Here is a 25,867-nt window from a genome sequence, read left to right on the forward strand (position 1 = left end):
TTGAAAAGCGTATAGCACGCTTGCAACTCAAGGGAGTGCACTAATGAAATTTCCAGTCGTATTACATAAAGACGCTGATTCTGATTACGGGGTGACTATTCCCGACGTGCCTGGATGCTTTTCGTCCGGTAGCACCTTCTCGGAAGCACTCGAAAATGTACACGAAGCACTGGCGCTACATTTAGAAGGGTTGGTTGCTGACGGTGATGCTCTACCACAAGGAAAGGAAGTAGATGCGCACTTAGATAATCCAGATTACGAAGGTGGTGTATGGGCAGTGGTCGATTTCGATCTAACTCCATATCTTGGTAAGTCAGTTAGATTTAACGCTTCTCTGCCTGAAAATCTGTTGTTACGTATCGATGAAAAAGTTAACAAAGATCACCGCTACTCTTCTCGTTCAGGTTTTTTGGCCACAGCAGCGTTGCGAGAGCTTGCCGTCTAATTGGCAATTTTTACGTTGAGGGCGCCTATGGCGCCTTTTTTGTTGCCAGTATTCGAATGGTGTCGTGATCGGAGCATCGAGTGAATGTCTTCTTTGTCATATATTTCAGGCCTCAGTGGCGGTCGCGAAAAATGAAAGGTGTAAGTTCAGGTTTATAAGCTCTGATGGCGTTAAGCATGGAAATCAGCATGAAAGATATCGTTGCTCTAGTTTTCTCTGGGTGCGCAGTCATTATTTCTGTGATCAGCTTAATTAGAACCGGAACATCTATTTCTGTTTTTCGAGAGAAATCGACCGATTCAGTCACAATTACTCATAACAGTCCGCATGCGGTTACCATTATAGAGTTTGGGGTAGTAACTCCAGCAGGCAACTTCGAACCAATTGACTGTGAAGATTACAGCTTGCCTCTGCCTCATCGTCTTGATGCGCGAGATATTGCCAAATTCGAGCCTAAAACATTTGCCACGATAGCCAGAACGTTAGTGCAGATGAATTTCGGTCGAGAGGGTACGTACTTCAGAATGGCAGGTGGTAATTTCTTTGGAAGCAAAGGAAAAGTTTTTAGCGATGTCGGTTTTTTCAAGCGCCGATGGTGGTGGCTACGAAGCAAATTAATCAAGCAAGGCCTTTAGCCCAGCGCTTCACAGACAACGATTGGCGTCTGTTTCCTTAAGGCACGTATGCACCGGTAAGCCGCTCCAACTTTGACTGAAGCGGTTTTCTCGATCAAAGATTCAACCCACTCTAATCAACCCCCGCCCAACCCACTCCGCAACCTGCGTAACAACGGCATTTCCGGCAGCGAAAGCTTCCGCAAGGTTGGCCGCATCCAGTCTGAGACAAAACCCATCATCTTCAGACGCTCGCTGCCGCTCAGCCATCTGATCCCATCCGTGCGGGTGAGCGACGAAAGTGGTACAGCCCATAGTGATCTGAGATCCGGCTTTGTTTGCCAATAGAGTATTGGTAGCCCAGGCATCCGCTGGCCGTGGCCACTGGATCGAGCGAGACGCTGGAGGTATTGCGTCCACTGGCGCGGCGTCAGCCAGGAACTCGATGGGGGGCATTCTTCGATAACCTTCGACCAGGAATACTCGGCGACGTTGCTGGGGAACTCCGAAATATTGAGCATTAAGCACTCGCCAAAATCCCACATACCCGCAGTCCGCAAGGGCCCTGATGACTGTTTCAAAGTCACGGCTATCGTTGACAGCGACTGGGACTCTCAGAGATGTCGCGGTGCTGGCTCGGCTATGACGGTCAAGAAACTTGAAGACGGCCGGTATGAAGTAGACTGCCGGCCGGAAGGGCGTAATGGTCCTAGAATTCGGAAGATCCTGCGTACCAAAAACGAAGCCTTGAATTATCAGAACCGGATCATGGGGGACGGTGCCAGGGGGGAATTTGAGAAAAAGCAGAAGCGAGACGAGCGGCGGTTGTCCGCGCTGATAACGCTCTGGTTTGACAGCCATGGCCGCACGCTGAAACGAGGTGAAGAGCGAAAGCGTGCGCTGCAGAGCATGGCTGAGCGGATGGGGGATCCATGTGCGGCAGATTTCAGCACCAGCCATTTTACGACTTACCGGGCCGATCGCCTGGCTGGCAAATACAACCGCGAAAAGATTGGCAGTGGTCGCAAGAAGGGTGAAGAGGCGAAACCCGTCAGCGCAAATACGTTGAACCACGAACTGGCTTACCTGCGCGCTGTATTTAATGAGCTTGAGCGGCTTGGGGAATGGCAGGGGGATAACCCGCTGGGGAAGATGCGGGCGTTGAAGTTCGACGAAACGGAAATGGCCTATCTGAGTGCAGCGCAAATTCCTCCATTGCTCGCCAACCTCGACTCGAGTTCAAAGGCAGCAGGCTTGATCGCCAGGATCTGTCTTTCGACTGGGGCGCGTTGGTCGGAGGCAGAAGGTCTCAAACCGAACCAGGTACGCGATAAGCGCATCCACTTCACTCGCACGAAGTCCTCAAAAAATCGAGTTGTGCCAATCTCCGACAGCCTGGCCAATTTGCTCAAAGGGGAGCTGCCTTTCCCTGTGAGCTACAAAAAATTCGAGAAGTCGGTCGATGCGATCGGGCTGGAGCTGCCGGCGGGGCAATTGACTCACGTTCTGCGTCATACCTTCGCGAGTCATTACATGATGAATGGCGGGGATATTCTTACATTGCAGCGTGTCCTGGGACATTCATCCCTGGCGATGACGATGCGTTATGCCCACTTCAGTCCGGGACACCTGGCGGAAGTGGTTAACCTCAACCCTTTGGCGTCTGGGCCTAGGAAATAAAAAAAGGAAAAGCAGTATGGCTTTCGTGTACTTGAAAGATATAAGCGGAGAGCATTGGGTGCTCAATTCCGACATGATTTCTCATGTCATGCCGAAGGTTAAAGGAAAATTCGAACATGGAGCTGCTGTGTACCTTAAGCAGACAATCAACGGTAACCGGGACGCTATCAACTTGTCTGGAGAGGAAGCCCAGCAGCTGCTCCAGGCAATTTTGGATTGAGGTGTGGACGCTTTGTGGACACTGCCAAGCAATGAAAAGGAGTAAAGCATAACCCCAGAAACGACAAAGCCCCGCATTGCGGGGCTTTGAATATGGTGCCGGCACCAGGAATCGAACCCGGGACCTACTGATTACAAGTCAGTTGCTCTACCATCTGAGCTATACCGGCATGTCAGGGCGACGATTATAGCGATTGGGAAGGTTCTGTAAACCCCTGAATTCAGACTATTTTTGCGCGGTGCTTGATCGAGTGTTTCCAATGCTTGCCGAGCGTCATGACGGGGTGCAAAACGATGTGCCAGAGCCGCTGTTTCATGCGTGTGCTGTTGCCCATCTGTCGATGGTTTATGTCTTTTGTTCGAATGCTTATGCACAACGGGATTTGCGCTTCACCCGGTTAACAGTGCTTTTGTGGATCCGTTCTCATTAGCTCGCAAATGCCTGTTTTTCTGGTTTTTTATTCTTTGTATGAAATCTGAACAGTGCCGTATCAGGGCTGAAACAGCTGTAAAGATTGGATCCATGAATATTTCATCAACAGAGTTATCCACAGGCTGTGTGGCGTTAAGAACGTTCCGCCAGCAGAAGAATGTTGCGCGGTGTGAGCGAGGTTTCGCAGAAGGTGCCGAGGCGAACGGTGTAATCCTGCTCTTGTAGGAATAATGCCCGATCCAGCACCAGCCAAAGCTCCAGCGGGCGTCGGAAAAGCCCGCGCACAAGCTCTAGATTGCGGACCTGGGCCAGGCGCTGCCAACCGGCGGCTTCGAGTGCGGGCCAATCCTGGGCGCCGATTGTGGATAACTCCTTGTGATCGGCCAGGTGTTGGCAGTATTCGGCAAAGGGTTTTTCCAGCCAGGCGCTGGCCAGGGATGGGGTCGGCAGGTACTCGTCAACGCCTCGCAGCTGTCTTTGCAGCAAGTCGAAACCCAGGCGTCGGGCCATCGAGATGTCGCGTTGGCGTCTTACGCGAGCGCCGGCGGTGACGGTTTCACTCATCGGCAGCCCCAGATCGTCGAGGGACAGCTGTAGGTCAGAGCGTTCGGCGGCTGAGGACATCGGTGAGTACCGGCCAAGGCTGGTCCGGTTGTAGCAACAAGGGGCGATGGCGAGTTGCTTGCAACCGGCTGCACTGGCGAGCCGGATCAGTCGCACATGCAAATCGCCGCAGGCGTGCAGAGCGACGGGTGTGTGCTGATCTTCCAACAGCAACGCCGCATCGGCCGTCAGTACGTCCTGTTCGACATGCAACGCGTGCAGTCGATGCCGCAGGCTGAGGGCCTGACCGCTGGTTACCAGCGCCGGATCGTATTCCAGGCAGGTCAGTTGCTGCCCAGTTTGCAGAAGGCGTCGACCCAGGTGTCCCTTGCCCGAGCACCAGTCCAGCCAGTGCGTGGCGGTATCGTCAAAGTGCAGTCGGCTGGCAAAGGCTTCGATTTGCTGCCACTTGCGCCCCGGCACATCCACATTCAGTCGATGAGCTGGCGCTTCGAGCGCATAAGCAGGCAATTCATCCACCACACACAGCGCCAGTGACATGGCCGCCAGCGAAGCAAAAGGCTGCGGCGCATCCACAAGGGCAGGGTGGTTGTGAGCGCCTTCCGCCTCGTCCAGCGACCGCCCGCGTAGCCAGGTGGCCAGTTCGGGGTAGGAGGTTTCCCATGGCAGCTGCAGATGAGTGAACGGCCGTGGTTTCCACAGCGCCTGATGCGCTGTCAGAAAAGTATCCAGCGCAGTGAAACGGGCGAGCAGTTCCTCGCCCGTCAGCACCTGGGGATCAACGCCCTTGGCAGGCATCGACGCGCAACCAGCGCTCCAGCAGCTTGAAGCCGCGTACCAGCACGTAGGCCATCAACAGATAGAACATGCCGGCGGCGAAGAAGATCTCCACCGGCAGGTAGGTCCGGGCGATGATGGTGCGGGCCATGCCCGTCAGTTCCAGCAGGGTCACGGTGCTGGCCAGGGCGCTGGCCTTGAGCATCAGGATCACTTCGTTGCTGTAGGCCGGCAGGCCGATGCGCGCGGCACGGGGCAGCATGATGAAGATCAGCGCCTTGGTTTTGGACATGCCCAGGGCGCGCGCCGCTTCGATCTCGCCCGGTGGAATCGCCTGGATGGCCCCGCGCAGGATCTCGGCGATGTAGGCCGCGGTGTGCAGGGTCATGGTCGCCGTGGCGCACCAGAACGGATCGCGCAAGTAAGGCCACATGGCGCTGGTACGGATCGCGTCGAACTGTGCCAGCCCGTAATAGACCAGGAACAATTGCACCAGCAACGGCGTACCACGGAAAAAGAAGATGTAGCCGTAGGGAAACGCCCGCACCCACCACAGGCGCGAGGAACGCGCGATACCCAGGGGAATCGCCAGCAGCAGGCCGGCGATGACGGCAATGGCCACCAGTTCCAGGGTCAGGGTTGCGCCCTGAGCCAGTTTCGGCAGCCACTTGATGATGACTTCCCAGTTCATTGAGTGCTCCTCGCGAAGCCGCGAGCGGCGCGTTTTTCCAGGAAGTGCATGCCGGTCATGGCCAGGATGGTCAGGCTCAGGTACATGAACGCAGCAACCATATAGAAGGTGAACGGTTGCTTGGACACGGTCACGCCGATTTGCGCGTGACGCATGATTTCTTCCAGGCCGATCACCGAAACAAGCGCCGTATCTTTCATCAGGATCATGAACAGGTTGCCCAGGCCGGGCAGGGCGATACGCCACATCTGCGGCATGATCAACTTGGTGAAGATGCGAAATTTCGACAGGCCCAGGGCCACACCGGCTTCACGGTGGCCTTTGGGGATGGCAAGGATCGCGCCGCGAAACACTTCCGTGGCGTAGGCGCCAAAGCACAGGCCCAGTGCAATCACACCGGCAGCGAAGGCATTGAGCTCAAGGTCAGGGTTGCCGAAAAACTCGCCCAGGGCGCGCATCAGGTTGACCGTGCCGAAGTAGATCAACAGTACCCAGAGCAGTTCCGGGATGCCGCGAACCAGTGTCGAATAGGTGCCGCCAAGCCATTGCAACGGCTTGTACGGGGAAGTCTTGGCCAAGGCGCCGAGCAGACCGAGCACCAGCCCCAGGCACAGGGCCGAGAGTGCCAGTTTCACAGTCATCAGCGCGCCAGCGGCAAGCGCCGGGCCGAATCCGTAGAGGTCGATAATCATGGATTTCTTTTCAAATCGCGGCAGGCAATACCGTGAACCGGCGCCATCAGGCGCCGGTCAGGCAGGTCAGGATCAATAGATGCTGAACGGGAAGTACTTGTCGTTGATCTTCTTGTAGGTGCCGTCAGCAACGATTTCTTTCAGTGCGAGGTTCAGCTTCGCGCGGATCGGGTCGTTCTTGCGGACAGCAATACCGATCTTGTCGCTTTCTTCCACCGGGTCGCCTTTGAACTCGTAGGATTTGCCGGCGTCGCTCTTGAGCCACTCGTAGTTGACGTACTTGTCGGCCAGGATGCCGTCCAGACGACCGGAAGTCAGGTCCAGGTAAGCGTTTTCCTGGGTGTCGTAGAGTTTGACTTCAACGCCTTCCATGTTGTCTTCCAGCCAGGTACCCGCCAGCGTCGCGCGCTGTGCGCCGATCACTTTGCCTTTCAGCGAGTCCTTGTCGGTCTTGAAGTCGACGCTTTTAGGCGCGATGAATTGCAGTTTGTTGGAGTAGTACGGGTCGGTGAAGTCCACCGCTTGCTTGCGCTCGTCGGTGATCGACATCGAAGAGATCAGGAAGTCGAACTTCTTGGCGTTCAGGGCCGGGATGATGCCGTCCCAGTCGGAGGTCACGACGGTGCACTCGACTTTCATCTTGGCGCACAGGGCGTCGCCGATTTCCTTGTCGAAGCCGACGACATTGCCGCTGGCATCTTTGTTGTTGAACGGCGGGTAGGCCGCTTCGATGCCCATCTTCAGGGTTTCAGCCATGGCACCGGCGCTGAACGCCAGGGTAACGGCGGCGGCCAGGAAGACCTTCTTGAAATTCTGCATGCGGTTAGCTCCGTTAGCGGTTGCTGGACATGAATTGTTTGCAGCGCGCCGAAAGCGGGTTTTCAAATACCTGCTGTGGCGATCCTTGCTCTTCTACCAGGCCCTGGTGGAGGAACACCACTTCGCTGGAGACCTGACGGGCAAAGCCCATCTCATGGGTGACCAGCAGCATGGTGCGGCCTTCTTCGGCCAGTGCGCGGATGACATTAAGTACTTCCTGGACCATTTCCGGGTCAAGCGCGGAGGTGGGCTCGTCGAACAGGATGACCTTGGGCTGCATGGCCAGGGTGCGGGCGATAGCCGCGCGCTGTTGCTGGCCGCCGGACAACTGCGCCGGGTAGGCGTGGCGCTTGTCGGCGATGCCGACCTTGGCCAGCAGGGCTTCGGCGACTTCGATGGCTTCGGCCTTGCTCTGGCCGAGCACGCGGCGCGGGGCCTCGATGATGTTGTCGAGCACGCTCATGTGCGGCCACAGGTTAAAGTTTTGAAACACAAAACCTATTTCGCTGCGCAGGCGGTTGATCTGCTTGCCGTCGGCAGCGACCAGTTCGCCGTTCTTCGCGGCCTTGAGCTTGAGTTCTTCGCCGGCCACCAGGATCTGGCCCTGGTGCGGGTTTTCCAGCAGGTTGATGCAGCGCAGGAACGTGGACTTGCCGGAGCCGGAGGAGCCGAGGATCGAGATCACGTCGCCGTCGCGGGCGGTCAGCGAGATGCCCTTGAGCACCTCCAGCGAGCCGTAGCGTTTGTGCAAGTTGCGGATTTCAAGCGCGGGCGTGGCCTCAGCCATGTGCGTTCCTCATTGTGTATTCGCTCCTGCTGTTGGTCGCCTTCCTGGCGAGGCGGCCAAGCTAGCATAGCGTTTCAAAGGCAGCCAACAGCGCTACGGGCAGTAAACGGGTGGCATGTGGCAGGTTGTCGCATCGGCGCAGCAGACTGTCGCCCCATCAACAACCGAACAGCCGTTTGAACCCTGCTTTCAGATAAAAGCGTGGTGGCTGTCGCGTAAAAAAGGGCGCGATGTTGCCAGCTTTGGCGGGGGGTTGGAAGCGCTAACCGGCCAAAGGTGGCGGATCTGCCCTTTTATTGTGCGTCGAGGGATTTTGGGGTGTGTTTCCGGTGCGCTGGTTCGTCCATAAAGTGAGTCGCAGGGTAACGTTCTGGCAAAGTGCCATTAATATCAATGGCTTGCGATGACTGTCCGGTCCGGGCGAAATTCCCGGGTTAGAAGGGTTTGAAACATTTTGGCGCAAATATTGCGTGCAGATTCCGGAACGCCCCGTTTGTTTCTTTTTACAAGAAGGAACACAAGCGGGATGCACGCATTCGCTTTTCCTTACAAAGGTAGTTTCAATGAGCAGTACCCAAAGCTCTAACGGCCTCGAACAGGGGCTCAAACCGCGGCATGTCACCATGCTGTCGATTGCCGGGGTTATCGGTGCCGGCCTGTTCGTTGGCTCGGGCCACGCCATCGCTGCAGCAGGCCCGGCCGTGCTCCTGGCTTACGCGGCCGCCGGCATGCTGGTGGTGTTGGTGATGCGCATGCTCGGTGAAATGGCTGTCGCCTCGCCGGACACGGGCTCCTTCTCGACATATGCCGATCGCGCGATCGGTCACTGGGCCGGCTTCACTATCGGCTGGCTGTACTGGTGGTTCTGGGTGCTCGTCATCCCGTTGGAAGCCAACGCTGCCGCCACCATCCTGCATGCCTGGTTCCCTGGCGTGGACATCTGGGCCTTCGCCCTGGTCATCACCATGCTGCTGACCGTGACCAACCTGTTCAGCGTGAAGAACTACGGCGAGTTCGAGTTCTGGTTCGCCCTGATCAAGGTTCTGGCGATCATCGGTTTCATTGTGCTCGGCGTCATGGCGATCTTCGGTTTTCTGCCTGGCAGCCAGGTTAGCGGCGTTTCCCACCTGTTCGATACCCAAGGCTTCCTGCCAAACGGCATGGGCGCGGTGTTGGGTGCCATTTTGACCACCATGTTCTCCTTCATGGGTACCGAGATCGTGACCATCGCGGCCGCGGAATCGAAGAACCCAGGCAAGCAAATCTCCAAGGCCACCAACTCGGTGATCTGGCGGATCGGCTTGTTCTACCTCGTCTCGATCTTCATCGTGGTGGCCCTGGTGCCATGGAACGACCCGGTCCTGGCCAGCCTCGGCTCCTACCAGACCGTGCTTGAGCGCATGGGCATTCCGAACGCCAAGATGATTGTCGACATCGTGGTATTGGTCGCCGTGACCAGCTGCCTGAACTCGGCGCTCTACACCTCGTCGCGCATGCTGTTCTCCCTGGGCAAGCGCGGTGATGCACCGGCCATGTCAACCCGCACCAACAAGAGCGGCACGCCATACTGGGCAGTCATGCTGTCTACTGGCGCAGCGTTCCTGGCCACGTTCGCCAACTACGTGGCTCCGGCTGCAGTGTTCGAATTCCTGCTGGCCAGCTCCGGCGCCATTGCGCTGCTGGTGTACCTGGTGATTGCGATCTCGCAACTGCGCATGCGCAAGCAGCGCATGGCTCGCGGTGAGAAAATCGTGTTCAGCATGTGGCTGTTCCCGGGCCTGACCTACGCGGTGATCGTGTTCATCGTCGCGGCCCTGACCATCATGCTGTTCCAGGAAGCTCACCGCGTGGAGATCCTCGCGACCGGCCTGCTGGCCGTTATGGTCGTCGCTGCCGGCTTGCTGGTAGCGCGTCGTCGCAAACTGGAGAAGCGTGGCGCGGTAGTGCTGAGCTGATTCGTACCGCGTAATGCAAAACGGCCGCTGTCAGTGATGACAAGCGGCCGTTTTTGTTTGTGTCGATTGCTTTGTGTTCATTTGGCATGAACCCAGTCTTCTACGCGTAACCCCGAAACGCGCTCAAACTCCCGCAAGTTGTTGGTGACCACGATAAACCCGCGCGAGCGTGCGTGCCCGGCAATCATCTGGTCGTACGGACCTATGGGTTTGCCGGCCTTTGCAAGTTCGGATCGAATCATTCCATTGTGTGCTGCTGCTTCCTTGTCGAAGGGAAGGACTTCAAGTCGGGCGGCGAATCCCTCGATGACCGCCAGGTTTCTTTCGGGGGCTGCCGATTTTTCCGCGCCGTAAATCAGCTCCATCAACGTGACCGCACTGATGCACAGTTGGCCGTGATGACGGTTGAAGGCCTCCCGTACCATTTGTGGCTTGTTCTTGATGGTGAAGATGCAAATGTTGGTATCGAGCATGTACTTGATCATCAGAACGAATCACGCTCCTGATCGGCGGGTTGCTCGCGATCGGCCATGAAGTCTGCCGTAATGCTTTCGCCATCGAACCAACTGTCCCAGGTTTCACCAGCGGGCGTGATGATGCGGCTTCGACCGACGGCGACGACGTCGACTCGTTTCACGTCGTTCGGCATGGCTACAGCTTTCGGCAGGCGAACCGCCTGGCTTCGATTGCTCATGAAAAGAGTTGTCTGTTCCATCTGGGCCTCCTGCGCTTTTGCTGGCGCAATAAGTCCAAAGGATAGGTTTTGTTTTGGATATGTCAATGGGATATACGTTGTGGCTGACGGAAGGAGTGCGCTCGATTCAGGACCAAAAACGGCCGCTGTCAGTGATGACAGGCGGCCGTTTTTGTTTGAGTCGTAACCTTTACTCGGCTTTTTCTTCCGGCGCTTCCAGCGACTCGCGGTAGACATCCAGTGCAGCGCTGAAATCGGTGATGAACTGTGGCTCGCTCAACCATGCCTGGGCGGTCTCGCGGTCCATGCCGTCGGCCCACATGCGGTAGTCGATCAGCATGTCGGCGGCCAGGTGGGTGGCGGCCATGCCTTCGTCGTCGGCGTTTTCCATGTCCAGCAGTTCTGGATGGTCGATGATGATAAAGGCCAGGTTCGTCAGCAACACCGAGAGCATTTCGCTGCGGCTGACGGCTTCCGCGTCGCGCATTTTGCTGAACATCGCCAGGGTGTATTCCGGGATCGGCTCGGCGAGGTGGCCAAGGTCATCGTCCAGCGCGGCGGGTTTGCGGCCGTGGATGTTGATCTGCTTGGCTTTGGCTTTTGCGCGCTTGGCGCGTTTCTGTTGCTTGTTCAGGGAGGCCATGGGAACTCAGTTCGGTTTCTGTTGGGTTTGCGCAGCAATGGCGTCGGACGCCGCCACGTAGTCAGCCTGGAAGGCTGGGGATTCGATCCACGCCAAAGCGCCGGCTTCGTCGGTTTCGGTGGACCATTGGCGATATTCGATCAGCGCGGCGAGGATGAAGTCCATCGCGCCTTCTTCACCTTCCTGCTCGTACACCAGCTCCAGCAGCGGGTCTTCGAGGAAAGCCGTGCACATGGCCTGCTGGCTGAGCTTCTCGGCGTCGATCATTTTCTTGAACAGTTCGGTCAGGTCCACCGACTCGAAGTCGATGCGATCGTCGTTCGGGTCCAGCTCGACCGGCGCAGCAGCTCGCTGGGTGCGGTTCTGCTTGGCCTTGGCCTTGGCGCGGGAGGCGCGTTTATGTTGCTTGTTGGCGGAGGCCATGGGCGTCGTTCCGTAATTCGATTAAAAGGGCAGGTGACTCAGCGGCGAGGCACTGTCCGCCCGGGTGTGTCGGGGGCCAGCTCGCCGTTTTGCAGCCAGGACAGTGCAATGGGCCATAGTGTGGCTTGGTATGCGCTGCGAAAAAAGGCGAAATGACCAACTTCCTGCTCGCCGATGTCTTGGGGGGTAATGCGCAGGTGAGTGTTGGTGCTGGCGGTGAAGTAGCCGAGCAGGCGTTCGATGGCCGGGATTGTGCCGTAGGGATCGTCGCTGAGGCTGATCGCCAGGTTTTTCGCGGTGACGGCAGCGAAGTGTCTGACATGAATGTCCTGGCCGCTGGGACGCTTCTCGTAACGCGCGGTGGGCGTGCTCCAGTCGCGCACTACACCGGCTGGCGTGTCTTCCAGCCAGCCGAGGCGTTTGCCGGGAAAGTAGCCGCAGAGCATCGTCACCAGCGGCATCACCACATGCCACTTGCCAAACATCCGCCAGCGATGAGCGGGTTCATAGTCGCGCCAGTAAGCGAATTGCGCGCCGACCGTCACCAGGCGACGGATTAGCTGTCCGGACGCTCCCAGCCCCGCTGCACAGCCACCAAAGCTGTGACCGACCACATCGATCGGCTGACCTGGAAACTCACGCTGTGCGCGCTTGAGCATCGCCTCGAAGTCCAGGGCCCCCCAGTCGGACCAGGACGCCTTCAGTCCTTTCATCGATGCGGGCCGTGATTCGCCGATGCCGCGGTAGTCGTAGGTGATGACATCGAAGCCGTTGGCAAACAGGTAATCGGCGAAGCGCGAGTAGTGTCGGCAGCGCACCGATGTGGCGGCGTTGATGATGACGACTGCCCGGGAAGCGTCCGGCTCCGCATGCCGCCAGGTGAAGCCGCCAAGGACGAAACCGTCGGCGGCGGGTTGCTTGAACGGTTCGCCCGAAGCGCCAGTCGTTAGCGGCAGCTCGATTTGAGTGGGGGCGAGGGATGCCATGTCCTGCACATTCATTGGCGTCGGACCTTTGCGGGTAGCTGACAACAATAGTCTTCACGCCGCGTATGAACAATCCATCACGGTTCCTGATGAAGTCGCTCTTCAAGCACTGCCCGCTCTCGATCCAGTTCCGCGCGTAACTCTTCCTCGCTCGGCAGTACCAGTTGGTATTTGCTGGCAAATAATTGTTCGTTGCCCTCCAGCACTGAGTAGCGCACTACGGACTCATCCTTTTGCGCGCAGAGAATGATGCCTACAGTGGGGCCGTCTTCTTCTCCCCGCTTGAGGTCGTCGTACATGCGCACGTACATGTCCATCTGGCCTACATCCTGATGGGTCAGTTCACCACGCTTGATATCGAAGATGACGAAGCACTTGAGCAGGTAGTTGTAAAAAACCAGATCGATGTAGAAGTCCTTGCTCTCGGTGCTGATGCGCTGTTGCCGGGCGATGAAAGCAAAGCCTTTGCCCAGTTCGAGCAGGAAATCCTGCAACTGTTCGATCAGAGCCTGTTCGATCTCGCTTTCCTGAAGCCTGCCGGCACTGGGCAGGCCAAGGAATTCCAGCACAACCGGATCGCGGATGAAGTCCCGAGGGCTGGCCTTCATTTGCTGAATATTGGTGGTTGCTTCCTGAATGACGGGGCAGCGATCGCGGCTCGCCAAAAGACGTTCGTAGTACAGGGTATTGATCTGGCGCTCCAGCGCTCGGCTTGACCAGTTTTGGGTGGCAGACTCGTTCATGTACCAGAGGCGGGCGTTTTCGTTGTCGACTCTTAGCAGCCTGCGGTAGTGGGTCCAGCTCAATTCGTGACGCAGTGCGTCACAAATTGGGAACGCTTGGTAGAACAGGCGCATATACCGAAGGTTGGAGGCGTCGAAGCCCTTGCCGAATTCCGCTGTAAGTACCTTGGCCAAGGTCGAAAGCAATTGTTTTCCATACCCCGCCCGCCGGGCTCCTTCCTGCTCGAATTCGACAATATGCCGACCGATTTGCCAGCAGCTTTGCACTTGAATGGTATCGACCGCGCGCAATACCTTCTGTCGTGCCTGGCGGATCAGCTCACCAAGATTGCCAAGCAGTGAGGTGATTTGTGGGTCTTGTGTGTCATCGGGTACGAGGGCGCTCATGGAGTCTTCCGCAATAAGCTGAACAGGCAGAAGAGAATGGCAAGAGAGCATGGGTCGATGCTGCAGGGCGCAGCTGAAAAGACCGAAGGACCGGACTGATAGGCGTGAAGGGTGACGGAGCGATTCACGTAGTACGTTTCGTAGTGGCTCCAAGTACAAATCGTTCTAGAACACGACGACGGCGCCGGAAATCAAAATTGAGTAACGATTGGGTTCCATGGAGCCCGGGAGTCGTCATCATGAAATCTGTGAAGTCACTGTTCCTTCCCTTTGTCGCCATCGGTGTGTTGATGTTTCCGATTGCACCGCACGCTGCCAGCCTCGAGCCGATCGACAGTTCGGGCGTGCAGGTTCAACGGCAGGAACAAAACGGAATTACCTACCTGTCTGGCGGTATCGGTGAGGATGAGGCGAAAGCGATCCAGCAAACCACCGGTTACAACCTGCATATGACGTTCTCTGTCGGCGTCGAGAACAAATACATTCCGGACGTCGATGTAGTCATTCATAACGCGCAGGGACAGAGCGTGTTGACCCTGACTCAAGCGGGTCCGCTGGTTTACGTCCAGCTGCCTCCTGGCAAGTACACGGTGGTTGCGACCCGTGCTGGCGAACAGCGGCGTGATACCACGGATGTTGGCACGGGAACCGCGCGCAATCTGGTATTTCACTGGAATGGTGATGTCTAGCCGAGTGTAGGCGTGAGGCGATTTCGTCAGCGTTCAAATCCGCAAACAGCAGCTTTCACTGCTGTTTGCGGAACATCGCGCGCTAGAGTTTTCGGTTTGCCGGCGTGCGATGGATGGTTTGCTGAACAAACACCTGGGGGATGGAGTTAGCGGATACTGCGGATGTTGCCTTTGTTGCCTTTTACGGTGACGGATACTTTCTTGAAGATGAAGTAGTTTTCTTCGTTCACTTCATAGCGAGGGGCGACGATCAGGTCGGCGCCGGAAGATTTGACCGCTTTGTAGGCCGCAGCAGATTTAACCGCGCTGACGGGATCCAGACCAAGGCCGCTCAAGGCGCCGCTCTGACCGCCATAGCTGACGCCGTCGGCAAATTGGGAATCGCCGCCGAATTTGAGGAAACCGAACAGAACGTTGACCGAAGACTGGCCGGAGATCGCGTCACCGACAGCGATGTCCGCTTTCAGGTCGGCTTTGACGGTGCTGTCGATTGGCGAGGACGGCTGGCTGTTGTTGTAGCTGACGCAGCCGCTGGCGGTGGCAATGATTGTCGATAGGGCGAGGAACTTCAAAAGCGTGTTCAATAGCTGCTTCCTTACGTTTAAACGTGAATGCATGCAGGCAGATTGGCTGCTGCAGTATTTTCACCGGGTAAGCGTGTGCCCTCTATGAGAGGGATCCTAGAGCGCTGTATGAAGAGTTGGCACAAATCTAGGGAAGTAGTGCCTTGTAGGCGTAGGAATTTTCGTTTGCGATGAATTTGGTTAAATCCCGGGCATAAAAAACCCTGAATCTCGCAATTCAGGGTTTCGTTCACTCAGTGAAGGCCGGCGATCAGAGCGAGGCTACCAAGTGCGTGAAGGCAACGCGCAAGGGATTGGTTTCCACGCTCAGAAGCTTGATAGCCAGCGCACAGCAGACCACGATCAACATGGGCTTGATTAGCCGTGGGCCGACCCGAACAGCGGCGCGCGCACCCAATTGCGCGCCGATAAAGGCCGCCAGGGCCATGGCGATTGCGATCGGCCAGATGATCACCCCTTTGGTAATGAACACCGACAGCGAACCCAAGTTGCAGGAGGCATTGGCAAGTTTGGTAAAGCTCATGGCTCGCATCATGCCCAAGCCGCAGAGAAGAACGAACCCGACGATAAAGAACGAGCCCACGCCGGGACCAAATATGCCGTCGTAAAAGCCCAGTATCGGCGCCACGGTAAACGAAAAAAGCAGAATGCCAATTCTCTTGCGTCGATCTTCGTTGGCCAGCTTTGGAGATAGCGCAAAATAGATGGCCACCAGAATCAGCATGATCGGTACGCAAACTTCCAGATAGCGCTTATCGATAGAGCTGACGAGCAAGGCACCACTGGCACCGCCAACGAATCCGCAGATAACCAGGAAGCGGCCTTCTCTCCATTCGATCATTCCCTTGCGGGCAAAGGTAACTGTTGCCGATATGGTCGCCGAAGCCGCCTGGAATTTGTTGGTGGCTATCGCACTGATGGGATCGACACTGGCTAAAAGCAAGGCAGGCAAAGTAATCAGCCCGCCACCGCCGGCAATTGCATCAAAAAAGCCGGCGCAAAAAGCAACGAGCGCCAACATGTCAATTACATCCCAAGACATTACATTCCCTCCTTGTAGTTATTGCCCATTAATCCCATGACTGTTCGTTCAGGCAGCTCCGCTTCCGATTCTGCTCAGCTTCATGATCAGGGTATGTCGTCCATTTCCGTTAAATCAGACGGAGAGTTCAGACAGACTCGTGAGGCTGGCAAAAATGGCCGATGACCACACCTGAAACTTCTCGGCCTCGCAAGCGTTAAGGCGCTTGCTGGCGTGGCGATAGGGAGGTGGGGGGTTACTGACTTATGAGTTTCGTTCGGACGCTACGACGCGTGGCCTACTGCTCCACACCCCCCGGCACTACCGAGCTTTTTCTTGGGAACCGAGCATATTTTTACTATTTTTCCTCGCCGCCAGAGTCGAGCATGATCCAGCGAAACCAATAATAACTGACCGTTTCAGCGGTCGGCATGGGAGTAGCGTGTGCTCGATCTCAACTACTGGCAGCAGCGGGCTGCCCGGCAAACATTCATTTCAAATGCCTTGATCGCAGGGCAGCAGGTTGCGTGCGCTTCGGGTGCGACTTTCGAGGTGATCAACCCGGCGACCAACCAGCTGTTGGCCTGTGTCACCGCCTGCGGCGAGGACGAAGTGAACCTTGCCGTGCGCTCGGCTCGCCGGGCGTTCGAAGAGGGGCCGTGGGCCCGTATGGCCCCGGTGGAACGCAAGAAGATCCTGATCCGGCTCTCCGAACTGCTGCTGGCCAACCGCGAGGAGCTGGCACTGCTCGACTCGCTGAGCATGGGCAAGCCGGTCATGGATGCCTACAACATCGATGTACCTGGCGCGGCCCATGTGTTCGCCTGGTACGGTGAAGCCCTGGACAAGCTCTACGACCAGGTTGCGCCGACCGCGCGCAATGCCCTCGCCACCATCACTCGCGAGGCCCTGGGGGTGGTTGCTGCCGTGGTGCCATGGAATTTCCCGCTGGACATGGCGGCCTGGAAGCTCGCCCCGGCATTGGCCGCCGGTAACAGCGTGGTCCTCAAACCCGCCGAGCAGTCACCATTCTCCGCCTTGCGCCTGGGTCAGTTGGCGCTCGAGGCCGGCATACCGGAAGGGGTATTGAATGTTGTCCCGGGCCTGGGCGAAAGCGCCGGCAAGGCCCTGGGGCTGCATCCTGATGTGGACTGCCTGGTGTTCACCGGCTCGACCCAGGTTGGCAAGTACTTCATGCAGTACTCGGCGCAGTCCAACCTCAAGCAGGTCTGGCTGGAGTGCGGCGGCAAGAGCCCGAACCTGGTCTTCGAAGACTGCCAGGACCTGGATCTGGCCGCGGAAAAAGCCGCGTTCGGCATTTTCTTCAATCAGGGCGAAGTCTGCTCGGCCAACTCCCGGCTTTACGTGCAACGCTCTATCTACGATGAGTTCGTCGAGCGCCTGATCGCCAAGGCTCGGACCTGGATGCCCGGTGATCCGTTGGACCCACAAAGCAGGGCAGGTGCGATCGTCGATAGCGAGCAAGCCACCCGCATCATGAAGGCGATCGAGCAGGCACGGGGTGAAGGTGCGAAGCTCCTGGCAGGCGGCGATCGCCTGACGATCAATGGGTCTTCGAACTTCATCCAGCCGACGATCTTCGCTGACGTGGGTAGAAACATGAGCCTGGCGCGTGATGAAGTGTTCGGTCCGGTGCTGGCCATCAGTGCCTTCGACTCCGAAGAAGAGGCGATTGAGTTGGCCAACGACAGCATCTACGGGCTGGCCGCTTCAGTCTGGAGCGATGACCTGAACCGCGCTCATCGGGTGGCCCGGGCATTGAAGGCCGGGACTGTTTCGGTCAACACCATGGATGCACTGGATGTCGCCATTCCTTTTGGTGGCGGCAAGCAGTCCGGTTTCGGGCGCGATCTTTCCCTCCATTCGTTCGACAAGTACACGCAACTCAAAACCACCTGGTTCCAGCTTCGTTGAGACCGACCACGTCGCAAGGCGTGGCAGGGAAAACCCATCTGCACGCACCCCTCGGGGTGGCGTGCTTTTCATGCTTGTGGGGCCGCTGGAGCGGTCATTCAGCACCCATTGGTCGACTCACCCTAACGGGTGATATCGGCAGTTTTGCGAGCGTGGGAACATCATTTCAACCCCGGCACCAGTCACCTCGTGTCGCTCCCAATCGTACTTTCGGCGAGTCTTTGAAGTGGAAAACGATCGGTTTTTTTCTGCGCAATGGTTCGAACAGATGGCCAAGGTGACCGAGAGTATCGGCCAACCGGGATTCGCCGCGACGCTGTTCGAAACCCTGGGCTGTATCTGGCCCATTCAGGCGACGACGCTGTACCTGTATCCCCATGGCGGTATGCCCAGCGCGCTGTTCGAACTGGACGGTCCCTGGCTGCCGCAAGGCAATGTGCGCCAGTACCTGTCCGGATTCTATCTGCTTGATCCGTTCTACGGTGCCTGTGTGGAAGGCGTCAGCTCCGGTTGCTACGACCTCGCTGACGTCGCTCCCGACCACTTCGAACTCAGCGAGTACTACCAGTCGTTCTATCGGCACTCGCACCTGCAGGATGAGTTGAACTACATCCTGCAGTCTGCTCCCGGGCTGAGCCTGGCTGTCTCACTGGCGTTCACGGAAAAGCTCGACGCGGCTACGACGCAGCAGTTCAAGTGCATTACGCCCTGGATCCTGACCTTGCTGGGCAAGCATTTTGTCGGCCTGGACACGCGCGGCGCTCGATTTGAAAACCAATTGGAGCAGCGCATCCACTCGGCACTGAACAACTTCGGTTCGTCGATCCTGACCGAGCGCGAATGCCGCATCGCCCAACTGATCCTGCGTGGCCATTCGACCCGCTCCCTGGCCGAGCGCCTCGGGGTGTCGGAGGACACCATCAAGTCTCATCGCAAGAACGTCTACTGCAAGCTCGACATCGGCACGCAATCGGAGCTGTTTTCACTGTTTATCGATTCGTTGGCCGAAGCCCAGGGCGTGCTCAGCAAAGACCCTCTTGAAAGCTACATGAGCAAGACCCGCTGAGCGGACTTGCTACCCCTCGCGTGACTACCAACAAAAGAGAAAAAAGCCATGAATGCACCCTTCGAACCGAAACGGCAGACTGAGGATTACCAGAAGTCCGATGCCGCCCACCACATCCATGCGTTTGTGGATCAAAAGGCGCTCAATGCCGAAGGTCCTCGGGTGATGGTCCGCGGCGAGGGCCTGTATCTCTGGGACAACGACGACAAGCGTTACCTGGACGGCATGTCGGGCCTGTGGTGCACCCAGCTCGGTTATGGTCGCAAGGACCTGAGCGCTGCGGCGGCTGCGCAGATGAACCAGTTGCCGTACTACAACATGTTCTTCCACACCACCCACCCAGCGGTGATCGAGCTGTCCGAGCTGCTGTTCAGCCTCCTGCCGGGCCACTACAGCCACGTCATCTACACCAACTCCGGCTCCGAAGCGAACGAGGTGCTGATCCGTACCGTTCGCCGTTACTGGCAGGTGGTCGGCAAGCCGCAGAAGAAGATCATGATCGGCCGCTGGAACGGTTATCACGGCTCGACCCTGGCGGCCACTGCGCTGGGCGGGATGAAGTTCATGCACGAGATGGGCGGCCTGATTCCGGATATCGCGCACATCGATGAGCCTTACTGGTACGCCCAGGGCGGCGAGCTGACCCCGACCGAGTTCGGTCGTCGCTGTGCCTTGCAGCTGGAAGAGAAGATTCTTGAGCTGGGCGCCGAGAATGTCGCAGGCTTTATCGCCGAGCCTTTCCAGGGCGCTGGCGGCATGATCTTCCCGCCTGAGAGCTACTGGCCGGAAATCCAGCGCATCTGCCGTCAATACGATGTGCTGCTGTGTGCCGATGAAGTGATCGGTGGCTTTGGTCGCACGGGCGAGTGGTTCGCCCACGAGCACTTCGGTTTCGAGCCGGACACCCTGTCGATCGCCAAGGGCCTGACCTCCGGTTACGTGCCGATGGGTGGCCTGGTGCTGGGCAAGCGCATTGCCGACGCGCTGGTGGAGCAGGGCGGTGTCTTCGCCCACGGCCTGACCTATTCCGGACACCCGGTCGCGGCTGCGGTGGCGCTCGCCAACCTGAAAGCGCTGCGTGATGAAGGCATCGTTCGCCAGGTGAAGGAAGATACCGGGCCGTACTTGCAGCAGATTCTGCGCGAGGTGTTCGGCAACCACCCGATGGTCGGCGAGATCCAGGGCGCGGGCCTCGTCGCGGCCTTGCAGTTCGCCGAGGACAAGGCGACACGCAAGCGCTTCGCCAACGAAAACGACCTGGCCTGGCAATGTCGCACCTTTGGTTTTGAAGAGGGCGTGATCATTCGCTCGACGCTTGGCCGCATGATCATGGCGCCGGCACTCGTGGCAACGCGCACAGAGCTGGACGAGCTGGTGGAAAAGACCCGCATCGCGGTAGACCGCACCGCACGGATCGCGGGAAAGCTCTGAAGTCATCTGTGAGCGGGTTGGTGATCGACAGCGTTACATCAGCCTGCGTGCCTATCGATTGAACAAGAGGCTGCCCGACACTGGGCAGCCCACCCTTCAGCAGACCAATCACTCACGGTATCCGTTCTTCGGATACCGCAGCGTCCTGCATTCAAATTTTCAGGAGTCAGCAATGAATACAATAACAAGCGTGGCCGATACTCCTTCCCATCATTCCCCGTCGGAATCGGTTTCGCCCGGCAGGTTTCGACAATCCCTGGGTCTTACCGCCCTGGTCCTCTTCGGCTTGGCGTACATGGTCCCGCTGGCGGTGTTCACCACCTATGGCCTGGTGACCCAGATGACCAAGGGCCACTTGCCCACCGCCTACCTGCTGACCCTCGCCGCCATGCTGCTGACCGCCTACAGCTACGGACGCATGGTGCAGGCGCATCCGTATTCGGGGTCCGTGTACTCCTATACGCGCAAGGCGTTCGGCAGCTACTTTGGCTTCATGGCCGGCTGGACCTTGTTGCTGGACTACATCTTTCTGCCGTTGCTCAGTTATCTGCTGATCGGCATCTACATGTCCGAATACTTCCCCGCGGTTCCCGCTGCGGTGTGGGTGCTCGGCTCCATTGCCCTGGTGACCTTCCTCAACCTGATCGGCATCGAATCCATCACCCGGGTCAACCTGTTGCTCGTGGTTGTCCAGTTGGTCTTCATCGTGGTGTTCGTTGCGTTGTCGATCCACAACCTGGGGGATCAAACAGAGCCGGTTTCGCTGCTCGCACCCTTCCATCATGAAGGCTTCAGCGTTCCGTTGATCATGACCGGCGCAGCGGTCCTGTGCCTGTCCTTTCTCGGCTTCGACGCCGTGTCGACAATGGCCGAGGAGACACCCAACCCACGGCGCCTGATCCCCCTCGCGATCATGGTGGTGAGCCTGCTCGGTGGCCTGCTGTTTGTCCTGGTTTCGTATTTCGCGCAAATGGTCTATCCGCAATGGAACACCTTTGCCGACCCGGACTCGGCGTCGCTGGACGTCATGCGCCGCGTGGGTGGAGAACTGCTGGTGACCGCCTTTACCGCCACCTATGTGGCCGGCTGTTTTGCCTCGGCGATGGTCTCCCAGGCCAGCGTCTCCCGGGTGCTGTTCGCCATGGGCCGCGATGGCGCGCTGCCTCGGGTGTTCGGCAGGCTGGTCTCGAAGAAGCGCGTGCCGGCCACCGCGATCATGCTGGTCAGCCTGTTCTCCCTGATTGCCCTGTTCATCACCCTCGATACCGTGGCCAACATGATCAGCTTCGGCGCGCTCTTCGCGTTCTCGGCGGTGAACCTGGCGGTCATCAAGCATTATCTGGTCGACCAGAAGCTGCGCGGCACCCGCAACTGCCTGCTATACGGCGTAGTACCGGCCCTGGGGTTCCTCAGCACTATTTGGCTGTGGACCAGCCTGTCCAGCATGTCGTTCGTGATTGGGCTGTGCTGGATGGGGTTGGGGCTGCTTTGTTTGCTGGGCGTAACGCGTGGGTTCCGGGTGAAGCTGCCGGAGTTGCAGATGGCGGAGTGATCGGAGCGCAGAGGCCGGACTGCGCCCGCCGTCCCTCGTGATCGCCGACCAGGCTTTCACGGGGGGCTTACAGGGGAGCAAACCATAGAAAGCAAAAAACCCGCACCAGGCGGGTTTTTTGTGTGCTTTCAGGTGTGCTTGGCATCACCTGAAAACGGAAGGTGGTGCCCAGAGACGGAATCGAACCGCCGACACGGGGATTTTCAATCCCCTGCTCTACCGACTGAGCTATCTGGGCAACGGGGCGCATTAAACTGGTTTTTCAGGGGGTCGTCAAGCAAGTTATCAAGAAATATTTAATTATTACCGTCGCTTACGATCCGGCCCCCGATTTCAAGGGCTTACTCCGCAGGCGGAACGTAGCCTTCGGCCTTGGCGTATTCCTCGCCGGAGAAGTACTTGTCCATCTCGCCCTGAAGATATTTGCGGTCTTCGGCGTTCATCATGTTCAGGCGCTTTTCGTTGATCAGCAGGGTCTGGTGTTTTTGCCAGTCGGCCCAGGCCTTGGCCGAGACGTGGTCAAAAATGTCCTGGCCTTTGGCACCCGGGAATGGAGCACGCTCCAGGGCGGGCAATTCTTCTTTGTACTTGCGGCACATGATGGTGCGGGTCATGACGACTCTCCTGCGTTCAATACGACGGCCGCGCGTTCGAGCAAGGTCTTGACCGGGGCGGCAAGGCCCAGGCGCGGCGGGGTGGCGAGGTTATACCAGAGCCAGTCGGCCTCGGCCACGTGATGGCCGGCCTCCTGGACCTGAACCAGCCAGGGTTCGATGGATAACTGGAAATGGCTGAAGGTGTGCACCAGGTTCGGCAGTGCCTGCTGGTTGCCCAGCGCCAGCGAGTGCTGCGTGGCGAGGTGTTGCAGGTCGTCGAGGTCATCGAGTTCCGGCAAGCTCCATAAACCGCCCCACAGGCCCGTGGAGGGGCGACGGTAAAGCAGGATCGCACCTTCGGCATTGGCGAGCATCGGCATCAGCGTGCGTTTCTGCGGGATGGCTTTGCGTGGTTTGGGAATCGGGTAGCGGGTTTCCAGGCCGAGCATGTGCGCTTCACAACCCTTTTCCAGCGGGCAGAGCAGGCAGCTCGGCTTGCTGCGAGTGCAGAGCGTGGCGCCCAGGTCCATCATCGCCTGAGTGTAGGCGTTGACCCGATCGTGCGGCGTAAAGCGCTCAGCGTTTGCCCAGAGCTGTTTAGCCACCTTGGGCTCGCCCGGGTAGCCCTCTTGTGCGGTAAAGCGTGCCAGCACGCGCTTGACGTTGCCGTCGAGGATGGGCGCGCGCAGGCCCATGCTGATGCTGGCGATCGCGCCGGCCGTGGACAGGCCGATGCCGGGCAGGTCGGTGAGTTTTTCAACATCACGTGGAAACTCACCGCCGTACTGCTCGACGACGATCTTCGCGGTCTTCTGCAGATTGCGCGCGCGGGTGTAATAACCAAGACCCGTCCACAGGTGCAGCACTTCGTCCTCGGGCGCCGCGGCCAAGGCCTCGACCGTCGGCAGCGACGCCATGAACCGGTCGAAGTAATTCAGCACGGTGCTGACCTGGGTTTGCTGCAACATGATTTCCGAGACCCACACCCGATACGGGGTGATGCCCTGTTGCCAGGGCAAGTCGTGACGGCCGTGGCGGTCGAACCATTCCAGTACCGCCGATGAAAACTGCTCGGCTCTCATCGCTTGAACAGCCCCTTGAGTGCGTCCTTGAGTTCCGGGCTGACCTTGTCGCCCAGTTTCTCGTCGATTTTTTCGCCAATGCGCTCGCCCGCCAGTTTGCTCGCGACCTGACCCATGCGTTCGTTGTCCAGGCGACAGGCCTTGGCGCCAAGCTCCAGCGGGCCGCGGCAACGCAGCGGCCACTGGATGCCGACAAATTTCTCGTTCACCTGGCAAGCCGGGTCCGGCATGTCGCTCTTGTCGCCTTCGACGATGATGCCCACGCGGTAATCCATGCCCAGGACGCGCAGGTCGACGTCGCCGTCGCCGTTGACGGTCATGCCCGGGATACGCACTTTCAGGTCCGGGTTGCTGGCGACGCCGTTACGGAAGGTCAGGTTGCCCTTGAGCTCCTGGAACGGTGTGTCCTTGCCCCGCGGCTCGCCGCTAAGGGACTTGCGGTTGAGTGTGGCGATGCCTTTGCACAACTGCTGTTCGAGGTTGGCATTGAGCAGCACGCCGTTGTTGATGACGAAACTGGCGTTGCCGTTGAGGGTTTCGATCAACGCTTTCTGGCTGTTGCCGCTACCGGTGAGGGTGCTGTTGAGCGTTACCAGGCCCTTGACCGGTGGTTCCTTGCCCTGGCTTTCGAGGATTTTTTCCGCGGGCACCCGGCTGATTTGCGTCTGCATGTTCAACACAGGTGCCTGCTGGCGCACATCGAGGGTGCCTTTGGCGTCGAAGTTGCCCTCGTACAGGTCACCGCGCAGGCTCGTCAGGGTCAACAGTCCGTCCTGGCCGTTGGCCTTGAGTACGGCGTTTTTGATCGGCAGCTTTTCCAGTGTCAACTGGCCGAAGGTCAGGTCGGCGTCTACATCCAGCTTGGCCAGGCGTTCCACCGGCAACAGGCGTTCGTTACTCCATGCTTCCTTGGTCGGGGATTGCGGCAGCGGTGTGCTGCCGGCCCCGGCCATGGCATCGGCTTCGGTGCTCGCGACTTCGGCCTGGCGCACTTGCTTGGCGCTGTTGGCCTCGGCCGATTTCGGCGGCAGGTAACGGTCGACGTTGAAGGTGTCGGCCTTGAGGGTCGCGCGCAGGGATTGTTTGGCAAAGTCTTCGACGGCGATGCGACCACTGAGGGTGCTGTCGTCGACTTTCAGGTTGAGGTCATCCAGCGTGAGGCTGGAAGGCGTGCCGGCCAGGCGCGTGGCCACTTCGACCTTGCTCAGGCTGCCTTCAGCCATGGCCGGGAGTTTCTGGCCGATGCTGTCGACGAATTTCGCCAGGTCGAACTGGGCAATCGACAGCCCGCCGCTGACCTGTGGGGTCTTGTCCAGGTCATTGACCTTCAGCTCACCCAGCGCTCGCAGCTGGTTGGCGGAGACCTTGATCCCGGTCCATTCGGCGACGTTGGCGGCCTTGTCCAGCAGCAACTGCCCCTGGGCGGCGAAGGTCATGGTCTTGCCTTGCAGCGGATCGCCGGCGACTTCGCCGGACAGCTTCATGTCTTCGAGCTTGTAGCGCTGCAGCGCACGCTCGAAACGCAGTTCGCCGGCGAGCTCGGTGCGCACCCGCAGAACCGGCTGGTTGGTGCCCAGGAATGCCGTGAGCTTGACCGGTATATTGGTGGAATCGTGCACCGGGCCGGTACTGAGCTGGATGCTTTCGGCGCTGAATTGCTTGCCGGTTTTTTCGTCGCTGTATTCAACGCGGGCGTTGTTGACGGTCAGGCTGTCGATGTCCAGGCGAATCGGCTGGGCCGGTTTTTCCACCTGGGCGGTGGTAGGCGATTCAGGTTCGCCGGTGGTCTCGGCAGGTGTGCCCGTGGTTGCAGGCTTGGGCACCTTGCCGATGTCTTCCCAGTTGCCGTGGCCATCCTTGTCGCGGTTCAGGCGCAGGTTCAAGCCTTCAACGCGCACGTCGCTCATCTGCACCTCACGGCGCAGCAACGGCAGCACACGGACCGACAGGCCGAGCATCTGCAGGTCGGCGAACGGATCGGCGGGCTTGGCCAGGGTGGCGACCGCCGCATCGTGCAGCTCCAGGCCCAGCCACGGGAACAGGCTCCAGCCGATATCGCCATTGAGCGTCAGCTCGATGTGGGCCTTGTCGCGGGCTATCTGGCGTATCTCGTCTTTGTAGTCGTTGGGATCGAAGAGGTGGGTCAGGGCAAAGCCCAGCGCCACTACGATCAGCAACAGCCCGAGAAGTACCAGACCCAGGATTTTGCCGAACGCTTTCATGGGCGAGTCCTTGTAGTTAGTCGAATTCGAAATTTAGCCGGGGAGTATAGCGCTCCGCCGCAAGCGACCGGGCAGATCACATGACAGAGCGTCGAGCATCCAGGCAAAAAGTAATTTTTTCCTACAAATTCGGCGCA

The 25,867-nt window shown here is 58.4% G+C and carries 27 protein-coding genes and 2 tRNA genes; 10 read left to right on the forward strand and 19 right to left on the reverse strand.

Translation table 11 applies throughout. The features are described from left to right. The first annotated feature begins 43 nt into the window (after positions 1 to 43). Positions 44 to 445, forward strand: a complete 402-nt coding sequence (locus NPS56_RS13925; protein WP_274075123.1) for a type II toxin-antitoxin system HicB family antitoxin — start codon at positions 44 to 46, stop codon at positions 443 to 445. 188 nt (positions 446 to 633) lie between these two features. Then, positions 634 to 1,080, forward strand: a complete 447-nt coding sequence (locus NPS56_RS13930) for a hypothetical protein (protein ID WP_274075124.1) — start codon at positions 634 to 636, stop codon at positions 1,078 to 1,080. A 102-nt stretch (positions 1,081 to 1,182) separates the two neighbouring features. On the opposite strand, the gene NPS56_RS13935 is transcribed toward NPS56_RS13930, so the two are convergent. Continuing rightward, complete coding sequence (locus tag NPS56_RS13935; protein WP_274075178.1) at positions 1,183 to 1,818, reverse strand: DNA cytosine methyltransferase; 636 nt, start codon at positions 1,816 to 1,818, stop codon at positions 1,183 to 1,185. On the opposite strand from NPS56_RS13935, the gene NPS56_RS13940 reads away from it, so the two are divergent. Then, positions 1,702 to 2,739, forward strand: a complete 1,038-nt coding sequence (locus NPS56_RS13940; RefSeq protein ID WP_274075125.1) for a phage integrase — start codon at positions 1,702 to 1,704, stop codon at positions 2,737 to 2,739. The two genes, NPS56_RS13935 and NPS56_RS13940, sit on opposite strands and share 117 nt — an antisense overlap. Before the next feature lie 16 nt (positions 2,740 to 2,755). Then, complete coding sequence (locus tag NPS56_RS13945; protein ID WP_274075126.1) at positions 2,756 to 2,959, forward strand: hypothetical protein; 204 nt, start codon at positions 2,756 to 2,758, stop codon at positions 2,957 to 2,959. Positions 2,960 to 3,052: 93 nt separating this feature from the next. Here the strand turns inward: NPS56_RS13945 and NPS56_RS13950 are convergent. The 6 genes from NPS56_RS13950 to NPS56_RS13975 all read right to left on the reverse strand — a co-directional run bounded on the left by NPS56_RS13950 (position 3,053) and on the right by NPS56_RS13975 (position 7,721). Continuing rightward, positions 3,053 to 3,128 (reverse strand) — tRNA-Thr (locus NPS56_RS13950). Positions 3,129 to 3,523: 395 nt separating this feature from the next. Beyond that, a complete protein-coding gene (locus NPS56_RS13955; RefSeq protein WP_274075127.1) occupies positions 3,524 to 4,753 on the reverse strand; it encodes a methyltransferase in 1,230 nt (409 codons plus the stop codon). Next, a complete protein-coding gene (locus NPS56_RS13960) occupies positions 4,734 to 5,423 on the reverse strand; it encodes an ABC transporter permease (RefSeq protein WP_274075128.1) in 690 nt (229 codons plus the stop codon). Before NPS56_RS13960 ends, NPS56_RS13955 begins: the two co-directional genes overlap by 20 nt. Continuing rightward, the gene (locus NPS56_RS13965) at positions 5,420 to 6,115 is read right to left on the reverse strand and encodes an ABC transporter permease (RefSeq protein ID WP_046815302.1); all 696 of its coding nucleotides are present in this window, start codon (positions 6,113 to 6,115) and stop codon (positions 5,420 to 5,422) included. The genes NPS56_RS13960 and NPS56_RS13965 overlap by 4 nt, the downstream gene beginning before the upstream one ends. A gap of 72 nt (positions 6,116 to 6,187) precedes the next feature. Further along, positions 6,188 to 6,934, reverse strand: coding sequence for an ABC transporter substrate-binding protein (locus NPS56_RS13970; RefSeq protein ID WP_274075129.1), 747 nt, complete (start codon positions 6,932 to 6,934; stop codon positions 6,188 to 6,190). Positions 6,935 to 6,947: 13 nt separating this feature from the next. Further along, positions 6,948 to 7,721, reverse strand: coding sequence for an ABC transporter ATP-binding protein (locus tag NPS56_RS13975; protein WP_007972784.1), 774 nt, complete (start codon positions 7,719 to 7,721; stop codon positions 6,948 to 6,950). A 563-nt stretch (positions 7,722 to 8,284) separates the two neighbouring features. Between NPS56_RS13975 and gabP the strand changes: the two genes are divergently transcribed. Continuing rightward, entirely contained in the window at positions 8,285 to 9,676 is a 1,392-nt protein-coding gene (gabP, locus tag NPS56_RS13980; protein ID WP_274075130.1) for a GABA permease, read from the forward strand. Between the two features lie 77 nt (positions 9,677 to 9,753). On the opposite strand, the gene vapC is transcribed toward gabP, so the two are convergent. From vapC to NPS56_RS14010, 6 genes are all read right to left on the reverse strand, one after another. Then, positions 9,754 to 10,161 carry a type II toxin-antitoxin system tRNA(fMet)-specific endonuclease VapC gene (vapC, locus tag NPS56_RS13985; RefSeq protein ID WP_274075131.1) on the reverse strand — a complete coding sequence of 136 codons (408 nt, stop codon included), beginning with the start codon at positions 10,159 to 10,161 and terminating at the stop codon, positions 9,754 to 9,756. Further along, positions 10,161 to 10,391: a type II toxin-antitoxin system VapB family antitoxin gene (gene vapB, locus NPS56_RS13990; RefSeq protein ID WP_274075132.1), complete on the reverse strand. Its 231-nt coding sequence runs from the start codon at positions 10,389 to 10,391 to the stop codon at positions 10,161 to 10,163. Before vapB ends, vapC begins: the two co-directional genes overlap by 1 nt. 169 nt (positions 10,392 to 10,560) lie before the next feature. Beyond that, positions 10,561 to 11,013 carry a hypothetical protein gene (locus tag NPS56_RS13995; protein WP_274075133.1) on the reverse strand — a complete coding sequence of 151 codons (453 nt, stop codon included), beginning with the start codon at positions 11,011 to 11,013 and terminating at the stop codon, positions 10,561 to 10,563. Between the two features lie 6 nt (positions 11,014 to 11,019). Beyond that, the gene (locus NPS56_RS14000) at positions 11,020 to 11,436 is read right to left on the reverse strand and encodes a hypothetical protein (RefSeq protein WP_274075134.1); all 417 of its coding nucleotides are present in this window, start codon (positions 11,434 to 11,436) and stop codon (positions 11,020 to 11,022) included. Between the two features lie 38 nt (positions 11,437 to 11,474). After that, positions 11,475 to 12,437 carry an alpha/beta hydrolase family protein gene (locus NPS56_RS14005; RefSeq protein WP_274075135.1) on the reverse strand — a complete coding sequence of 321 codons (963 nt, stop codon included), beginning with the start codon at positions 12,435 to 12,437 and terminating at the stop codon, positions 11,475 to 11,477. A gap of 62 nt (positions 12,438 to 12,499) precedes the next feature. Further along, the gene (locus NPS56_RS14010; RefSeq protein WP_274075136.1) at positions 12,500 to 13,552 is read right to left on the reverse strand and encodes a PDDEXK nuclease domain-containing protein; all 1,053 of its coding nucleotides are present in this window, start codon (positions 13,550 to 13,552) and stop codon (positions 12,500 to 12,502) included. Positions 13,553 to 13,791: 239 nt separating this feature from the next. On the opposite strand from NPS56_RS14010, the gene NPS56_RS14015 reads away from it, so the two are divergent. After that, complete coding sequence (locus tag NPS56_RS14015) at positions 13,792 to 14,241, forward strand: carboxypeptidase regulatory-like domain-containing protein (protein WP_274075137.1); 450 nt, start codon at positions 13,792 to 13,794, stop codon at positions 14,239 to 14,241. Positions 14,242 to 14,387: 146 nt separating this feature from the next. Here NPS56_RS14015 and NPS56_RS14020 read toward each other — a convergent pair whose 3' ends face one another. Together NPS56_RS14020 and NPS56_RS14025 are read right to left on the reverse strand one after the other, a co-directional pair. After that, complete coding sequence (locus NPS56_RS14020; RefSeq protein WP_425313629.1) at positions 14,388 to 14,825, reverse strand: hypothetical protein; 438 nt, start codon at positions 14,823 to 14,825, stop codon at positions 14,388 to 14,390. Positions 14,826 to 15,075: 250 nt separating this feature from the next. Continuing rightward, positions 15,076 to 15,867 carry a TSUP family transporter gene (locus NPS56_RS14025; RefSeq protein ID WP_274075139.1) on the reverse strand — a complete coding sequence of 264 codons (792 nt, stop codon included), beginning with the start codon at positions 15,865 to 15,867 and terminating at the stop codon, positions 15,076 to 15,078. A 423-nt stretch (positions 15,868 to 16,290) separates the two neighbouring features. Here NPS56_RS14025 and NPS56_RS14030 point away from each other — a divergent pair, with 423 nt between their 5' ends. From NPS56_RS14030 to NPS56_RS14045, 4 genes are all read left to right on the forward strand, one after another. Beyond that, positions 16,291 to 17,781: an aldehyde dehydrogenase gene (locus tag NPS56_RS14030; RefSeq protein WP_274075140.1), complete on the forward strand. Its 1,491-nt coding sequence runs from the start codon at positions 16,291 to 16,293 to the stop codon at positions 17,779 to 17,781. A 268-nt stretch (positions 17,782 to 18,049) separates the two neighbouring features. After that, a complete protein-coding gene (locus NPS56_RS14035; protein ID WP_274075141.1) occupies positions 18,050 to 18,847 on the forward strand; it encodes a helix-turn-helix transcriptional regulator in 798 nt (265 codons plus the stop codon). Between the two features lie 48 nt (positions 18,848 to 18,895). Next, a complete protein-coding gene (locus NPS56_RS14040) occupies positions 18,896 to 20,278 on the forward strand; it encodes an aspartate aminotransferase family protein (RefSeq protein WP_274075142.1) in 1,383 nt (460 codons plus the stop codon). A gap of 172 nt (positions 20,279 to 20,450) precedes the next feature. Beyond that, positions 20,451 to 21,830 carry an APC family permease gene (locus tag NPS56_RS14045; protein ID WP_274075143.1) on the forward strand — a complete coding sequence of 460 codons (1,380 nt, stop codon included), beginning with the start codon at positions 20,451 to 20,453 and terminating at the stop codon, positions 21,828 to 21,830. A 162-nt stretch (positions 21,831 to 21,992) separates the two neighbouring features. On the opposite strand, the gene NPS56_RS14050 is transcribed toward NPS56_RS14045, so the two are convergent. The 4 genes from NPS56_RS14050 to NPS56_RS14065 form a co-directional block, all read right to left on the reverse strand. Continuing rightward, a tRNA-Phe gene (locus NPS56_RS14050) sits at positions 21,993 to 22,068 on the reverse strand. A gap of 103 nt (positions 22,069 to 22,171) precedes the next feature. Then, the gene (locus NPS56_RS14055; RefSeq protein WP_008024947.1) at positions 22,172 to 22,444 is read right to left on the reverse strand and encodes an oxidative damage protection protein; all 273 of its coding nucleotides are present in this window, start codon (positions 22,442 to 22,444) and stop codon (positions 22,172 to 22,174) included. Then, complete coding sequence (gene mutY / locus NPS56_RS14060; protein ID WP_274075144.1) at positions 22,441 to 23,508, reverse strand: A/G-specific adenine glycosylase; 1,068 nt, start codon at positions 23,506 to 23,508, stop codon at positions 22,441 to 22,443. The genes NPS56_RS14055 and mutY overlap by 4 nt, the downstream gene beginning before the upstream one ends. Then, positions 23,505 to 25,730 (reverse strand): AsmA family protein, encoded by a 2,226-nt coding sequence (locus NPS56_RS14065; protein WP_274075145.1) that lies wholly within the window; start codon positions 25,728 to 25,730, stop codon positions 23,505 to 23,507. The genes mutY and NPS56_RS14065 overlap by 4 nt, the downstream gene beginning before the upstream one ends. Between the last annotated feature and the right edge of the window lie 137 nt (positions 25,731 to 25,867).

Origin of the sequence: Pseudomonas putida (assembly GCF_028682635.1) — a bacterium.
In the GTDB taxonomy this organism is placed as follows: Bacteria; Pseudomonadota; Gammaproteobacteria; order Pseudomonadales; family Pseudomonadaceae; genus Aquipseudomonas; species Aquipseudomonas putida_AE.

Bases quoted from the DNA above. Each gene is read 5' to 3' on its own strand.
- NPS56_RS13965 (WP_046815302.1), bottom strand. From the start codon at position 6,115: ATGATTATCGACCTCTACGGATTCGGCCCGGCGCTTGCCGCTGGCGCG.
- NPS56_RS14055 (WP_008024947.1), bottom strand. From the start codon at position 22,444: ATGACCCGCACCATCATGTGCCGCAAGTACAAAGAAGAATTGCCCGCC.
- vapB (WP_274075132.1), bottom strand. From the start codon at position 10,391: ATGGAACAGACAACTCTTTTCATGAGCAATCGAAGCCAGGCGGTTCGC.
- NPS56_RS13940 (WP_274075125.1), top strand. From the start codon at position 1,702: ATGACGGTCAAGAAACTTGAAGACGGCCGGTATGAAGTAGACTGCCGG.
- NPS56_RS13955 (WP_274075127.1), bottom strand. From the start codon at position 4,753: ATGCCTGCCAAGGGCGTTGATCCCCAGGTGCTGACGGGCGAGGAACTG.
- NPS56_RS13975 (WP_007972784.1), bottom strand. From the start codon at position 7,721: ATGGCTGAGGCCACGCCCGCGCTTGAAATCCGCAACTTGCACAAACGC.
- NPS56_RS14045 (WP_274075143.1), top strand. From the start codon at position 20,451: ATGAATACAATAACAAGCGTGGCCGATACTCCTTCCCATCATTCCCCG.
- mutY (WP_274075144.1), bottom strand. From the start codon at position 23,508: ATGAGAGCCGAGCAGTTTTCATCGGCGGTACTGGAATGGTTCGACCGC.
- NPS56_RS14005 (WP_274075135.1), bottom strand. From the start codon at position 12,437: ATGAATGTGCAGGACATGGCATCCCTCGCCCCCACTCAAATCGAGCTG.
- NPS56_RS13960 (WP_274075128.1), bottom strand. From the start codon at position 5,423: ATGAACTGGGAAGTCATCATCAAGTGGCTGCCGAAACTGGCTCAGGGC.
- NPS56_RS14010 (WP_274075136.1), bottom strand. From the start codon at position 13,552: ATGAGCGCCCTCGTACCCGATGACACACAAGACCCACAAATCACCTCA.
- NPS56_RS14035 (WP_274075141.1), top strand. From the start codon at position 18,050: ATGGCCAAGGTGACCGAGAGTATCGGCCAACCGGGATTCGCCGCGACG.
- NPS56_RS14000 (WP_274075134.1), bottom strand. From the start codon at position 11,436: ATGGCCTCCGCCAACAAGCAACATAAACGCGCCTCCCGCGCCAAGGCC.
- NPS56_RS14025 (WP_274075139.1), bottom strand. From the start codon at position 15,867: ATGTCTTGGGATGTAATTGACATGTTGGCGCTCGTTGCTTTTTGCGCC.
- gabP (WP_274075130.1), top strand. From the start codon at position 8,285: ATGAGCAGTACCCAAAGCTCTAACGGCCTCGAACAGGGGCTCAAACCG.
- NPS56_RS13930 (WP_274075124.1), top strand. From the start codon at position 634: ATGAAAGATATCGTTGCTCTAGTTTTCTCTGGGTGCGCAGTCATTATT.
- NPS56_RS13925 (WP_274075123.1), top strand. From the start codon at position 44: ATGAAATTTCCAGTCGTATTACATAAAGACGCTGATTCTGATTACGGG.
- NPS56_RS14065 (WP_274075145.1), bottom strand. From the start codon at position 25,730: ATGAAAGCGTTCGGCAAAATCCTGGGTCTGGTACTTCTCGGGCTGTTG.
- NPS56_RS14040 (WP_274075142.1), top strand. From the start codon at position 18,896: ATGAATGCACCCTTCGAACCGAAACGGCAGACTGAGGATTACCAGAAG.
- NPS56_RS13995 (WP_274075133.1), bottom strand. From the start codon at position 11,013: ATGGCCTCCCTGAACAAGCAACAGAAACGCGCCAAGCGCGCAAAAGCC.
- vapC (WP_274075131.1), bottom strand. From the start codon at position 10,161: ATGATCAAGTACATGCTCGATACCAACATTTGCATCTTCACCATCAAG.
- NPS56_RS13970 (WP_274075129.1), bottom strand. From the start codon at position 6,934: ATGCAGAATTTCAAGAAGGTCTTCCTGGCCGCCGCCGTTACCCTGGCG.
- NPS56_RS13945 (WP_274075126.1), top strand. From the start codon at position 2,756: ATGGCTTTCGTGTACTTGAAAGATATAAGCGGAGAGCATTGGGTGCTC.
- NPS56_RS14015 (WP_274075137.1), top strand. From the start codon at position 13,792: ATGAAATCTGTGAAGTCACTGTTCCTTCCCTTTGTCGCCATCGGTGTG.